Genomic DNA, 13503 nt, shown 5'->3' with positions numbered 1-13503 from the left:
CCTCCCGAAGGGATTGGACGGATCACACGCTTTCTATACGCTTCGCTTCATCAGTGTCACGCCCTACCGGAAGTGCTGTCTGTCATGGCCGAGAAGAAAACCGCTCCCAAACGCAAGAAACCTGCATCATCGGATAAGAAACCGGCGGCCAAATCAACGGCCGCAAAACGCGCGCGCAAGCCTGAACAGGACGCGGTAAAGCCAGCACCGGCTGGCAGCGCGTCCACGCCGGAGACGCCCTTCCCCAGCCTGCCTGCGGCCGATCTGGAGACGCTGGAAACCATCTCGCGCAATGTCATGCAGTCGGCCCTGAAAAGTCAGAAGCTGATGGCCGACATGATGCGGCGCTCTCTGGACGGCGATCCGGCGCTGAAACCGCAGGCCGATCCGCTGCACGCATCGCCGGAACTGGCAAAGACATGGGAGAATGTGCTGGGTGACCCCGAATTGCTGCTGCAGGCCCAGTCGGACCTCTATCGCGGCTATCTGGACCTGTGGGCCGGTGCCACCAAAAAGATGATGGGCGAGGACGCTCCGCCCGTCATCGAGCCGGAAAAGGGCGACAAGCGCTGGCGGGCAGCTGAGTGGACCGAGCATCCCATGTTCGACGCCATGCGCCAGTCCTATCTGCTAAACCAGCGCTTCCTTTTGAGCCTCGTCAATAATGCCAGGGGCATAGACGAAGAGACGCGGCGCAAGGTGAATTTCGTCACCCGCCAGATGATCGACGCCATGTCGCCGACCAATTTCGCGCTGACCAATCCGGACGTGCTCAAAGCCACGTTCGAGACGAAGGGCGAGAATTTGTCACGCGGGCTGATGAATCTGGTCAATGACCTTGAACGCGGCAATGGCCGCCTCGCCCTCACCCAGACAGACATGGACGGCTTCGAGGTCGGCAAGGATCTCGCCGCGACGCCGGGCGATGTCATCTACCGCAATGGCGTGATGGAGCTGATCCAGTATGCGCCGGCGACCGACACCGTGCGCCAGCGCCCGATCCTGATCGCCCCGCCCTGGATCAACAAGTTCTACATCATGGACATGCGCCCGCAGGGCTCGCTGATCCGCTGGCTGACTGAGCAGGGCTTCACCGTCTTCCTGATCTCGTGGGTCAATCCCGATCAGTCCATGAAGGATGCGACCTTCGAGGACTATATCCGCCAGGGCCTGTTTCAGGCGCTGGAATGCGTGGAGCAAGCCACTGGCGAGCGGCAGGTAGACGCCATCGGCTATTGCATTGGCGGCACCATGCTGGGCAGCGCGCTCGCCCTGATGGCCGCCGAGAAGGATGACCGCATCGCCTCGGCCACCTTCTTTGCCGCACAGCTGGATTTCGAGCTGGCGGGCGAGCTTCTGGTCTTTATCGATGATGAATGGTTCAAGGAGATCGGCCGGCTGATGGATGTGCAGGGCGGCGTGCTGGACGGGCGCACCATGGCTGACACGTTCAACATGCTGCGCGCGAACGATCTGGTCTGGTCTTTCGTCATCAACAACTACCTGCTCGGCAAGACGCCGCAGGCCTTTGACCTGCTCTACTGGAATGCCGACCAGACGCGCATGCCCAAGACGCTGCACCTCTACTATCTGGAGAAGTTCTACAAGCAGAACGCTCTTTCCAAAGGGGAATTGGAGCTTGGCGGGCATCGTCTGAGCCTGAAGAAGGTGAAAATCCCGGTCTTCATGCAGGCCAGCAAGGAAGACCATATCGCGCCGGCGGATTCGGTTTACCGCTCCGCGCGCCTGTTCGGCGGCAAGACGCAATACATGATGGCGGGGTCGGGCCATATCGCGGGCGTGGTCAATCACCCCGACGCGAACAAATACCAGCACTGGATCAATGAGACCCTGCCCGACACCCGCGAGGACTGGCTCAAAGGTGCGAAGGAGCATCCCGGCTCCTGGTGGCCGCACTGGAAGGCGTGGCTCTTGTCAATGAACGACACGCAGGTTCCGGCGAGAAAACCCGGCGGGGGCAAGCTCAAACCCTTGTGCCCGGCCCCGGGCGAATATGTGAAGGTGAGGAGTTAGGGAGCGTGCCCAACGAAAACGGGCGGCGCCATCTGGCACCGCCCGGTTCGTATGATCGGCATGGCTCCGCCGCAAGTGCGGAGAATAAGCCTTAGCGCTTCGAGAACTGGAAGCTGCGGCGGGCTTTCTTCTTGCCGTATTTCTTACGCTCGACCACGCGGCTGTCACGGGTCAGGAAGCCGCCAGCTTTCAGCACACCGCGCAGCGCCGGCTCGTAATAGGTCAGCGCCTTGGAGATGCCGTGACGCACCGCACCGGCCTGGCCGGAGAGGCCGCCACCGGTGACCGTGGCGTACACGTCATACTGGTCGACGCGCTCAGCCGTCTCGAACGGCTGGGCCAGCATCATGCGCAGCACCGGGCGGGCAAAATAGACTTCCTGCTCGCGGCCATTGACGACAATTCTGCCGGCGCCCGGCTTGATCCAGACGCGGGCGATGGCGTTCTTGCGCTTGCCGGTGGCATAGGCGCGGCCATGCTCGTCGATCTTCGGTTCAGCGACGACCGCGTCTTCGGTTTCGGTGACGACCGGAGCGTCGGCCTGCTTCATCGCCGATTTCAGGTCTTCAAGAGAGCGTGCTTGTTCGGCCATTATGCGCTCCGCACGTTTTTGGTGTTAAGGGACTTGAAGTCGACGACTTCCGGCTGCTGGGCCTCGTGCTTGTGCTCAGGGCCAGCATAAACGCGCAGTTTTCCAAACTGGGTGCGCGCCAGCGGGCTTTCTTTCGGCAGCATGCGCTTGACGGCGTTCTCCAGAACGCGCTCGGGGAACTTGCCCTCGATCAGCTTGCGCGGGCTGGTTTCCTTGATGCCGCCCGGGTGGCCGGTGTGGCGGTAATAGCGCTTGTCTTCGTACTTGTTACCCGTGAAAATCACCTTGTCGGCATTGATGACCACAACGTGGTCGCCGCAATCGGTGTGCGGGGTAAAGTCGGGACGGTGCTTGCCGCGCAGACGGGTCGCGATATAGGCGGCAAGACGGCCAACAACGGCCCCCTCGGCATCAATCACAACCCATTTGTGTTCAACGTCTGCGGGCTTGGCGGAGAAGGTCTTCATCGCGTGGGCCTTGAAACTGGACAGCGAAGCCGGAACCGCCCGGCCTCTCATGGGATGCGGGCTGTTACGCCTGCCAACGATTGGTGTCAACACCGTCTGTGAAAAACACTGAAATTCAGGGCGATAGCAATGCGGTATATAAATACCGTAGCTTATTGCGCACTCGCAGCAGAGGTTTGGCGGCGCACTGTCATGCGCCTGACAAATCACCTATAGATTATCATCGCTCAGCCTATCAGCCCGTCAGTCTGGAGAAGAGCCATGCCCCTGTCCCGCCGCCGGTTCCTTGGCACAGCCGCCGCCACTGCAACCGCCTTTGCAGGGCTTGCCGCGCTGACCGGATGTAATGGCAGGTCACCAGGAACTTATCTCAACCAGGTGCGCGGCTATGGCCCGCTGCGGCGGGATGGGCGCGGACTGTTCGACCTGCCGGCGGCTTTTCCTACACCAGCTTTTCTGAAACCGGGCAGACGATGGATGACGGGCTGCTGGTGCCCGGTGACCATGATGGCATGGCCTGTTTTGCCGGTCCCGATACGGACAGCGTAATCCTTGTGCGCAACCACGAGCTCAATCCCGGCGAGGTGGAGAAATCACCCTTCGGGGCCGACCACAACCTGCTCGACCGGATCGATCCGTCCTATCTCTATGACACGCTGCCCGGCGGTGAACCGCATCTGGGCGGCACCACGACCGTCCACTACAATCTGCGCCGCCGCCGCGTGGAGCGGGAATTCCTGTCGCTCGCCGGCACGGTCAATAACTGCGCAGGCGGGCCAACGCCGTGGGGCAGCTGGATCAGCTGCGAGGAAACCCTGATGCAGCAGGGCAGCGTGGCGCGCCTCGACCATGGCTGGAATTTCGAGGTTCCCGCATCGGCTACAACACTGGTTGAACCGATAGCGCTGCGTGGCATGGGCCGTTTCCGCCACGAGGCGGTGGCGGTCGATCCGGCCACCGGCATTGCCTACCAGACAGAAGATGCCGAGCCGGGCCTGTTCACCCGCTTCATTCCCGACCGCCGGGGAGAGTTCTGGCGCGGCGGAAAGCTGCAGGCTCTGGCCATTCGAGGCCGGCCCGGCGCCGATACCCGCAACTGGGAAGGCAGCGCCGATCCCATTCCCGTCGGCGAGACGCTGGATGTGGTCTGGGTGGATATGGAAGCCATCCACAACCCGGAGAATGACCTTGCCGCACGCTCCATTGCTGCGGGCGCGGCCAATTTCACGCGCGGGGAAGGTGCCTGGTTTGGTGAAGGCGAGCTCTATTTCTGCTGTACCGATGGCGGCCCCGCCCAGATCGGCCAGATCTGGCGCTACCGCCCCAGCCCCCATGAAGGCACGCCGCGCGAGCGCGAGGCACCGGGCCAGCTGACGCTCTTTGTGGAATCCACCGATGCGCGCCTGCTTGAGAAATGCGACAACATCACAATTGCGCCCTGGGGCGACCTCATAGTTGTCGAAGATGGCGACGGGGAACAATTCATCCGGGGGGTCACACCCGCCGGACAACTCTACACGATCGGCCGCAACGCGGCTCCTGATGCAGATGGCGAATACAGCGAGATAACAGGCCCATGCTTTTCACCGGACGGAACGACGCTTTTCTTCAACGTGCAAAAGGGGCCGGGGCGCACTTTCGCCGTACGCGGACCTTGGGAGCGGCGCTCGCTAGCCTCTGTCTAGCGGCTACCCTAAGCGCTTGCGAAGAGCCACCGGCCACCGAAGACCGCGAGCGCGCCGGGACGACAGCCAATATCCGCGCGGTTCCGGTCACGGGGATGACGCAGGAGGCCAGCGCCGCCGATCACATCGCGCTGCTGCCCAATGGAGAGGCGCGCGATGCGGGCCTTATCATCGCGGCCGTGCGCGGTGGCGGGTTCGACGCCTTCAACGATTTTGGCGAGCGCGTCTTCCAGACGGCTGGCCCGGCCCTGACCAGCCTGGCCGCCGTACCGGCGTTTGACATGCGCGGAACCACGCTCTCACTGCTGTTTGGCAGCGATGCCGACCGGCTGGTGCGCGGCTTCATCGTTCTGCCGGGCATGCAGGCCGTCGAGCCCCTGCCTCTGGATGTTGCCAGTGTCAGCGATCCGGTCGAGGGCGTCTGCCTCTACCGGCGCGGGACCGGGTTTGTCGAACTTGCCCTGTTGCACGCCAACCGGCGCGCCACCGTCTGGCGGATGATGGATACGGGCGGAGAACGCCTGACGCTCAACCGCACCGCCGAAATCGCCCTGCCCTTCACCGCCGAGCGCTGCGCAGGCGTGGATGGCGACATCATCATCGGCAGTTCAACCGGTGGTCTGGCCCGCGTCGACTCTGAAGGTTCGGTACGCGCCGATGCCGATGGCATATCGGTCCTGCACTTTGCCTATACCGAGCTTTATGGCCGCCCTGTCGTGCTGGTGCCGCTCGCTGCAGAAGGCGTGGTCGGCGTGTTTGACGCACGCACGCTGGAAGAGATTTCGGCCATTGAAGTGCGCAGCGAAATGTCGATTGCCGGGCTGGATCGCCCCGGCGCGCTCACCGTCACCGATTTGCCCTTCAGCGGCATGGGCTTTTCCAATGGCCTCGCCGCCATTCACGATGGCGAAGATGGCCGGATCAAGCTGGTGACGCGCGACGTGCTGGGCCGGGCCGTTACCGCGCCGGAGTAGCCCCGGTCTCCGTCCGCGCCGTCAGCCAGGTCGTAAAGCCCGCCATCAGGAAGAGCGCAATCGCGCCGCCCTGATGGGCGAGCGACAGGTTCAGCGGCGAGGCCGAAACCAGCGTCCAGATGCCCAGCGTTACCTGCCCGGCGATCAGCACCGGCAACACGGTCCCTGCGCGGCGCAAGTCCTCAGCGCCGGTGCGCCACAGCCGGAAGGCCAGCACGCCCCCCAGAATGGCCAACGCATATCCCACCCAGCGATGCTGGAACTGCACCGCTGGCAGGCTTTCAAACACGGCGCGCCAGATGGGCAGGCCGGAGAGATAGTCTTCCGGGATCAGCTGGCCGTCAAAGCCCGGCCAGGTGGTAAAGATGCGCCCTGCCCCGGTGCCCGCCACCAGCGCGCCGAGCGCAATCTGGAACAGCACCGCGCCCCAGAACACGCTGGCGAGCGTGAACAGCTTTCCACGCTGTAGGATGGGCGTCTTGCCGTAGCGCAGCTCCAGCGCCGTCCACAGCGTCAGGCCCAGAATCGCAAATGCCATGATGAGATGGGTGGCTAGCCGGTACTGGCTGACCGAGACGCGCTCTGTCAGCCCGGAGGCGACCATCCACCAGCCAATCGCGCCCTGCAGCCCGCCGAGCGCAAACAGCACCCATAGCCGCGTCTGCAGGCGCGGCGGCACGCGCCGCGTGAACAGGAAGAAAGCGAAGGGCAGCGCAAACGCGAAGCCGAGGAAGCGGCCAAGCTGGCGATGGCCCCACTCCCACCAATAGATGAACTGGAATTCCTCCATGCTCATCCCGCGGTTCTGCAGCTGGTATTGGGGAATCTGCCGGTACTTCTCCAGCTCCTCCTGCCAGCCCTGCTCGGTCATGGGCGGGATGGCGCCGGTGACGGGCCGCCATTCCGTGATCGAGAGGCCGGACCCCGTCAGCCGCGTCGCCCCGCCGACCACGATCATCGCGATCACCAGCGCGGCGATGACCAACAGCCACCAGAACATGGCGCGGCTGGTGCCTTCCTGCGTGAAGGGGCGTGGCAGTGCAGTATGGGCGGACATGGGCAGCCTCTGGTCGGTCAGCGTTGCGCAGCTACTTATCGTGTTGGCGGCGTCCTGCAAGCGATGCGCGCGCTTTCGCCGCGCTGCGTGCGCACACCGAAACGCAAATCGGGGCTGGCGTCACGCGCAGCCTCAGCCTAACCTTGACGTAAACGTAAACGGGAGGAGACCTCGAATGTCCCTTGAAACATTCCGCAAAGAGACCCGCGACTGGCTGGAGGCGAACTGCCCGCCGGGCATGCGCGTGCCCGCCAAGGGCGAGGCCGATATCTGCTGGGGCGGGCGCAACTGGACCTTTGCCAGCGACGACCAGCGCATCTGGCTGGAGCGCATGGCGGAGCGCGGCTGGACCGTACCGGCCTGGCCCAAGGAGTATGGCGGCGGCGGCCTGTCCAAGGAAGAAGCCTTCATCCTCAAGGACGAAATGAAGGCGATGAAGGCGCGCTCGCCGCTGGACAGCTTCGGCATCTGGATGCTTGGACCGGCTTTGCTCAAATACGGCAGCGAAGAGCAGAAGCGCGAGCATCTGCCCAAAATCGCGCGCGGGGAAATCCGCTGGTGTCAGGGCTATTCAGAGCCGGGCGCAGGCTCGGACCTTGCCAGCCTCCGCACCAAGGGCGTGCTGGACGGCGATGAATACGTCATCAACGGCCAGAAGGTGTGGACCTCCTACGCCGACAAGTCCGACTGGATTTTCGCGCTCGTGCGCACCGAGGCTGACGCACCCAAGCACTTAGGCATTTCCTTCATCCTGATCGACATGGATACGCCCGGCGTTTCCACCAAGCCGATCAAGCTGATCTCCGGCAAATCACCCTTCTGCGAGACTTTCTTTGATGATGCGCGCGCGCCGGTCAGCCATGTGGTCGGCAAGCCGGGTCAGGGCTGGGACATCGCCAAATACCTCCTGAGCCACGAGCGCGCGGGTATCGTCTCTGACGCTGTCTCCGGCGGTCTCAACCCGGTGGGCGCGGCCCATCTGGCGGGCGAAGTCGACGAAAAGGGCCAGATCGCCGATCCGATCCTGCGCGGCGATGTCGCGCGCCTGACCATCGATGCGCTGGCGTTTGAAGCCACGCTGCGCCGCGTGAAGGACGAGGCCGACAAGGGCGAAGGCGTCGGCGCCAAAGCCTCGATCCTGAAATATGTCGGTACCGAGCTGAACAAGCGCCGCCATGAGCTGAACATGTCCGCGCTCGGCTCTGACGGCCTCTTGTGGGAAGGTGAGAAGGAAGAGGATGGCGATGCCGCCCGCTCCTGGCTGCGCAGCCGCGCCAATTCCATCGAGGGCGGCACCAGCGAGATCCAGCTCAATATCGTCGCCAAGCGCGTGCTTGAGCTCCCCGGCACCTGATTTTCATAAGGCATTTTATCCATGAGCTTTGTCCTGAACGAAGAAGAGCAGATGCTGCGTGACAGCGCGCGCAGCTTCCTCACCGAAACCGCGCCCGTGACGGCGTTCCGCAAGCTGCGCGACGAAAACAACCCGGACGGCTTCTCGCGCGATCTGTGGTCATCCATGGCCGAGATGGGCTGGACCGGCATTCTGGTCGAGGAAGACCATGGCGGGGCCGATTTCGGCGTGTTCGCCGCTGGCCTCCTCCTGCAGGAGATGGGCCGCACGCTCACCCCCTCCCCCTTCCTCTCCACCGCCGTGCTGGCCGCGACGGCCCTGCGGGCAGCGGGCAGCGACGCGCAGAAAGCCAAATGGCTGCCGAAAATCGTCTCCGGTGAAACCGTGATCGGCTTCGCCGTGGATGAGCGCGCCCGCCACAATCCTGAGCACATCAACACGACCGCGAAAAAGCAGGGCAATGGGCTGGTGCTGAACGGCACCAAGCGCTTTGTCGCCAATGGCGCGGCGGCTGATGCCGTCATCGTGGTGGCCCGCAATGAGGAGGGCGCGCCCTGCCTGGTACTCGTCGACTGCAATCAGAAGGGCGTGACCCGCAAGGCCCGCCGCACGGTCGACAGCCATCTGCCCGCCGACTTCACCTTCGAGGACGTGGCGCTCGACGGTGATGCCCTGCTGGACGGCGCGGAGGACACTGAAGGCGCGCTGAAACACATTCTCGATGTGGGCCGGGCCTGCATCGCGGCTGAAAGCCTTGGCGTTGCCGAACAGGCATTCGATGTCACCATCGATTACATCAAGGAACGCGAGCAGTTCGGCGTGCCGATTGCGAGCTTCCAGGGGCTGCAGCACCGCGCCGCGCACCTGCTGTCTGAAATCGAGATGGCCCGCTCCATCGTGATGAAGGCGCTGCGCACGCTCGATGAAACGCCCTCACAGGCACCGATCTGGGCGGCAGCGGCCAAGGCCAAGGCGACCGCCGTGTCGCGCTTTGCCACCTCCGAAGGCATCCAGATGTTCGGCGGTGTCGGCATGACCGACGAGTACGATATCGGCCTCTACTACAAGCGCGCGCAGGCCGCCGGCGAGTTCCTAGGCGATGATGCCTGGGGCGCAGGCCAGGTGGCGAAACTTTCGGGGTATTAGATAGTCAGGGGTATTAGATCGACGGCCCTTCCTCCTCTTCGTCATTCCAGAAAGCGCGCCAGCGCTTATCTGGAAACCCTATGATTTCTCGGTCCCCCGTCGGGGCGGGGGACCCCGGTGATATATGACACCAAGCTCTCAACCGGGTTCCCGGGCTTGACCCGGGATCCAGCTTTTTTTCGTCCTGCACCGCCGTCTTCTCCGCGTTTCACCGGCGAACGCCGGTGTCCAGCTTTCTGTGCACCGACTTGCGTCGGGGAAACGCCTGGAAGGGCTCCCCGCCCCCGTTCCGCCACAATCGCCCCGGACGGTGTTAACCATGGACGGGCGGGAGCAAGCTGACACCAGGGACAACCCGCATGGCACGGGCGGGGCGATGGCCCGCGCGCTCTTGATCCTGGGCATTATCCTGTTTCCGCCGGGCATCATGCTGCCGCTCTTTGAGGCGCAGAGCCTCATCGTCTTCAAGGTCAGCTATTCCATCCTCGACACCATCGCCGCCCTCATTGGCGCGCGCGAGCCGGTGCTGGCCCTGCTCATCGCGACCTTCTCGCTCGGCACGCCGCTGTTGAAAGTGTCCATGCTGATCGCCATCCACCGCCTGCCCCCCTCGCGCGTCAGTCCTCTGGCCATGCGCTGGATAGAGCTATTGGGCAAATGGTCCTTCACCGATGTGGTGGTCGTGGCGCTGGCTATCGTGATCTGGTCGAACGAGGCACTCTCCACCGCCGCCAGCCAGCCCGGCCTGTGGTTCTTCGCCGCCAGCGCGCTCAGCCTGATGCTGGCCTCCGGCGTGATGGCGCGCGATCTGAGGGAGCGGGGCGTGGGGCAAGCGGCGGGCGGCTACGAATAGTGTCTACGGGAGACTTTGATGGATGAGACGACCGACCGCGCCAGAACAATTGGCTGGTTCCACCAACAGTGCATAGAGCTATGGCCGTGGGCGATTGAGAATGACGGCCTCGTCCTGCTCAATGCCAATGCCAAGCTGGAACAAAGCCTAGCTGCTAAAATGGAACGTTGGCGTGACCCACAAGCCGAGGCCGACTACGAGGAGGCGAGGCTTTCATTTGAAATCGAACGTTTTCACTTCATCAGCACGATTGGTGAGGCAGCCGTTCGCCTGAAGTGGGCCTGCGCGACCTATCCGGAATTGGAACCCCATCTCCAGAAGGCAGCGCACCTGTTCACTGAGGGCCGCGAGCTACGCAATATGACCGTTCACGTGGATGAATACTTTGAAGGCCGTGGCCACCAACAAAGCCGGTTCGAGCGGTCAGACGTTATTCAGGGCGTAACCGCAGACGCGAGTTCAACGGTCATAAATGAACATGGACTGTGGCTCGGCGGTCGGTTCAATGTCCAGATCGCCATCAGCGAGGCTCGCGCGCTGCAGGTAATCTGCCAGGGCCTCATCGCGACCGGACCTCGAATTCCAAGCTAAGCCTGTGCGTCGCCACGACCAGAAAGCAACGCTGTAAACGCTACAGCCCATGGCAGTAAATGGGCCGAATATATAAATTAAATCAACATTATAAATGAGCGACCTGAGAGATAGGTGACGGAACGTACCGGACACATGGGTCACACTTTTGGCTTTGGGCTGGAGGTGGAGATGCCGTGGAAGGAGTGTTCGGTAATGGATGAGCGTGTTCGGTTTGTCGGCCGTCTTCTGGATGGCGAGAGCATGAGCGAGGTCTGCCGCCAGTTCGGCATCTCGCGCAAGACCGGCTACAAGATATGGGGCCGCTACAGGCAAGAGGGTCTGGAGGCGCTGTGCGACCGCTCGCGCCGCCCGGTGCGCTACGCCAACCAGCTGCCTGACCAGATCGAGCGGCTGATCGTGGAAGCCAAGCGCGAGAAGCCTCACTGGGGCGCCAGGAAGATCCGCGAGTTGCTGGTGCGCAAGCTGGCCGGTGATGTGCGCATCCCGGCCAGGAGCACCGTCCATGCGGTGCTTGACCGGCACGGCCTGGTCAGCCGGTCGCGCAAGCGGCGCACGGCCAACAAGGCCGTGGGCACGGCGCTGTCGCAGGCCTTTGAGCCCAACGATCTGTGGTGCGCCGACTTCAAGGGTGAGTTCAAGCTGGGCGACGGGCGCTATTGTTACCCCCTGACCGTCACCGACCAGGCCTCGCGCATGATCCTGGTTTGCGAAGCCCTTGAGAGTACCAAGGAGCGGCCCGTCATCGAGACCTTCGTGAGCGTGTTCAGGGAGCGCGGCCTGCCAGCCGCCATCAGAAGCGATAACGGCCTGCCCTTCGCCAGCCCCAACGGGCTCTACAACCTGTCGCGGCTGTCCGTGCTCTGGCTCAGGCTCGGCATCGCCATCGAGCGCATCAGGCCCGGCCATCCCCAGCAGAACGGCCGCCACGAGCGCATGCACCGGACCCTGAAGCAGGAAACTGCCCGCCCGCCGGGCATGAACGCCCTTCAGCAGCAGGCCCGGTTCGACGCATTCGTCAGCGAGTTCAATACAGAACGCCCGCACGAAGCCATCGCCATGAAGACGCCGGGCGAACTCTACACGCCCGCCTCAAGGCCATGGCAGGGACTGCAGGAGATCGACTACCCCCTCCACGACAAGGACATTCTGGTCACCGCATGCGGGCGCATCTGCATGCACCGCAAGAAGATCAACATCTCAACCGTGCTCGCCGGCCAGAAACTCGGAATCAAGGAAGTCGACGACGGCATCTGGCTCGTCAGCTTCATGACCTACGATCTGGGATATATCGACCTGGAACAGAAAACCCTGCAGACTATCGACAACCCGTTCGGCACGCGGGTGTCACCCATGTCTTAGGTACAATCCGTTACCTATGTCTCCGGGTCGTACAAAAAGAGCAGGTGGCGACCCCGGCAGGATTCGAACCTGCGACCATTCGCTTAGAAGGCGAGCGCTCTATCCAGCTGAGCTACGGGGTCAATCACGCCTGCCGGGCCGCCAGCAAAGCCAAGGTCAGTGCGACCAGGGCTCCTTGCGGTCGGCAGCAAAGTTGGACGCGTAGGATTTGATGCGCCGCGTGGTCTCGCGCGCCTCGCGGATCTGGAAAGGTATGCCATAGCGCTTGGCATAGGCCACCGCCTCGTCGCGCGTATCAAAGGAGAGATGCACCTGACGGCGGGTATCGCCCGAGCCCGCCCAGCCCATCAGCGGATCAGGGCGCTTGGCCTGCGCGGGTTCAAACTCCAGCACCCAGGCTTTGGTCCGGGCGCGGCCCGATTGCATGGCATTTCGCGAAGGCTGATAGATACGTGCGAACATCCCTGCCTCTTTCCTCGCTCGTCCGGGCCAAAGGCCCGGCCGTCAACAATGCTGGTCGGGGCGGCAAGATTCGAACTTGCGACCCTCTGCTCCCAAAGCAGATGCGCTACCAGGCTGCGCTACGCCCCGAATTTCGTGTGCATCGTTTAGGCAAAGCCGTGCGCACGCGCAAGGCCGGGACGCGCCCTACTCCTCAGCGGCCTCTTCCGTGCCGGCATCAGCGTCTTCCGCGTCCGGTTCAACGGCGTCCTCTGCGGCGTCCTCGCCAGCATCCACTTCTTCGGCGTCCACCATCGGCTCATCGGCCATATCGGTGCCAAACAGGGCGTGACGCACCAGATCACCCGGCGCAATGCCGGTCTCCGCAGAGCGCCCGCCCGCGATCTCCAGCACGGCCAGAACCGGGAAGTCCGACGGCAAAGAGCGGCGCGAAAGCGGCTGTGCATTCGCAATGATCTTGGCAATCGTGCCGTCCTCGCGGATGAAGATAATGTCCAGCGGGATCAGCGTGTTGGCCATCCAGATGGCGACCGGCTGCACGACTTCGAAGTCAAACAGCATCGCCTCGTTCGGCTCCATGGATTCGCGGTACATCATGCCGCGCGTCCGCGCCGCATCGGTGGCCGCAATCTCGGCGATAAACTCAACCGGACCTTCGGCTGTCTCGATGATGACCGGGTCCGGCCCGCCATATTCCACCACCGCGCCCGGCGCGGTGGGATCGGTCTGGGCATAAGCCGCAGCGAACAGGACGAGCGCCAGAAACGGCGCGGCGAAAAGGATGAAGCGTTGTATTGTCATGGCCGCACGCTAGCCAAGCGGCGCGCGGCGCGCAATCGCTCATGCAGCCTGGCGGGCGCTTATTGTGCAGTGCAAAATGCGGCTTGCCTCACGCGCTCAAGCCGTTATCACACGGCCAAAACCAG

Annotated in this window: 13 protein-coding genes and 2 tRNA genes; 8 read left to right on the top strand and 7 right to left on the bottom strand. The window is 63.2% G+C overall.

Going from position 1 to position 13503, the window contains the following annotated elements; genetic code table 11:
* The first annotated feature begins 84 nt into the window (after positions 1 to 84).
* Positions 85 to 2034 carry a class I poly(R)-hydroxyalkanoic acid synthase gene (phaC, locus tag AB6B38_RS03355; RefSeq protein WP_371394338.1) on the top strand — a complete coding sequence of 650 codons (1950 nt, stop codon included), beginning with the start codon at positions 85 to 87 and terminating at the stop codon, positions 2032 to 2034.
* A 91-nt stretch (positions 2035 to 2125) separates the two neighbouring features.
* Here the strand turns inward: phaC and rpsI are convergent, their stop codons facing one another.
* On the bottom strand, positions 2126 to 2626 hold the full coding sequence (gene rpsI, locus AB6B38_RS03350; RefSeq protein WP_371394337.1) for a 30S ribosomal protein S9: 501 nt from the start codon (positions 2624 to 2626) through the stop codon (positions 2126 to 2128).
* Positions 2626 to 3093 (bottom strand): 50S ribosomal protein L13, encoded by a 468-nt coding sequence (gene rplM, locus AB6B38_RS03345; protein ID WP_371394336.1) that lies wholly within the window; start codon positions 3091 to 3093, stop codon positions 2626 to 2628. The genes rpsI and rplM overlap by 1 nt, the downstream gene beginning before the upstream one ends.
* A gap of 473 nt (positions 3094 to 3566) precedes the next feature.
* Here rplM and AB6B38_RS03340 point away from each other — a divergent pair, with 473 nt between their 5' ends.
* Together AB6B38_RS03340 and AB6B38_RS03335 are read left to right on the top strand one after the other, a co-directional pair.
* On the top strand, positions 3567 to 4778 hold the full coding sequence (locus tag AB6B38_RS03340) for an alkaline phosphatase PhoX (RefSeq protein WP_371394335.1): 1212 nt from the start codon (positions 3567 to 3569) through the stop codon (positions 4776 to 4778).
* Between the two features lie 95 nt (positions 4779 to 4873).
* Positions 4874 to 5752 (top strand): hypothetical protein, encoded by an 879-nt coding sequence (locus AB6B38_RS03335; RefSeq protein ID WP_371394334.1) that lies wholly within the window; start codon positions 4874 to 4876, stop codon positions 5750 to 5752.
* Here AB6B38_RS03335 and AB6B38_RS03330 read toward each other — a convergent pair.
* On the bottom strand, positions 5736 to 6809 hold the full coding sequence (locus AB6B38_RS03330) for a COX15/CtaA family protein (protein ID WP_371394333.1): 1074 nt from the start codon (positions 6807 to 6809) through the stop codon (positions 5736 to 5738). The genes AB6B38_RS03335 and AB6B38_RS03330 overlap by 17 nt on opposite strands.
* A 175-nt stretch (positions 6810 to 6984) precedes the next feature.
* Between AB6B38_RS03330 and AB6B38_RS03325 the strand changes: the two genes are divergently transcribed.
* The 5 genes from AB6B38_RS03325 to AB6B38_RS03305 all read left to right on the top strand — a co-directional run bounded on the left by AB6B38_RS03325 (position 6985) and on the right by AB6B38_RS03305 (position 12115).
* Entirely contained in the window at positions 6985 to 8163 is a 1179-nt protein-coding gene (locus tag AB6B38_RS03325) for an acyl-CoA dehydrogenase family protein (RefSeq protein ID WP_371394332.1), read from the top strand.
* Positions 8164 to 8184: 21 nt separating this feature from the next.
* The gene (locus AB6B38_RS03320) at positions 8185 to 9309 is read left to right on the top strand and encodes an acyl-CoA dehydrogenase family protein (RefSeq protein ID WP_371394330.1); all 1125 of its coding nucleotides are present in this window, start codon (positions 8185 to 8187) and stop codon (positions 9307 to 9309) included.
* Positions 9310 to 9628: 319 nt separating this feature from the next.
* On the top strand, positions 9629 to 10162 hold the full coding sequence (locus AB6B38_RS03315) for a paraquat-inducible protein A (protein ID WP_371394328.1): 534 nt from the start codon (positions 9629 to 9631) through the stop codon (positions 10160 to 10162).
* An 18-nt stretch (positions 10163 to 10180) separates the two neighbouring features.
* Positions 10181 to 10753 carry a hypothetical protein gene (locus AB6B38_RS03310; RefSeq protein ID WP_371394327.1) on the top strand — a complete coding sequence of 191 codons (573 nt, stop codon included), beginning with the start codon at positions 10181 to 10183 and terminating at the stop codon, positions 10751 to 10753.
* A gap of 171 nt (positions 10754 to 10924) precedes the next feature.
* Positions 10925 to 12115, top strand: coding sequence for an IS481 family transposase (locus AB6B38_RS03305; protein WP_371395064.1), 1191 nt, complete (start codon positions 10925 to 10927; stop codon positions 12113 to 12115).
* A gap of 45 nt (positions 12116 to 12160) precedes the next feature.
* Here AB6B38_RS03305 and AB6B38_RS03300 read toward each other — a convergent pair.
* The 4 genes from AB6B38_RS03300 to AB6B38_RS03285 form a co-directional block, all read right to left on the bottom strand.
* A tRNA-Arg gene (locus AB6B38_RS03300) sits at positions 12161 to 12237 on the bottom strand.
* Positions 12238 to 12271: 34 nt separating this feature from the next.
* Positions 12272 to 12577, bottom strand: a complete 306-nt coding sequence (locus AB6B38_RS03295; RefSeq protein WP_188451171.1) for an ETC complex I subunit — start codon at positions 12575 to 12577, stop codon at positions 12272 to 12274.
* Between the two features lie 52 nt (positions 12578 to 12629).
* Positions 12630 to 12706, bottom strand: a tRNA-Pro gene (locus AB6B38_RS03290).
* A 57-nt stretch (positions 12707 to 12763) separates the two neighbouring features.
* A complete protein-coding gene (locus tag AB6B38_RS03285) occupies positions 12764 to 13378 on the bottom strand; it encodes a DUF192 domain-containing protein (protein WP_371394326.1) in 615 nt (204 codons plus the stop codon).
* Positions 13379 to 13503 lie beyond the last annotated feature (125 nt).

Origin of the sequence: Glycocaulis abyssi (genome assembly GCF_041429775.1) — a bacterium.
Classification (GTDB): Bacteria; Pseudomonadota; Alphaproteobacteria; order Caulobacterales; family Maricaulaceae; genus Glycocaulis; species Glycocaulis abyssi.
The sequence above is the reverse complement of the archived record's forward strand: the minus strand, read 5'-3'. Positions and strand labels throughout refer to the sequence as shown.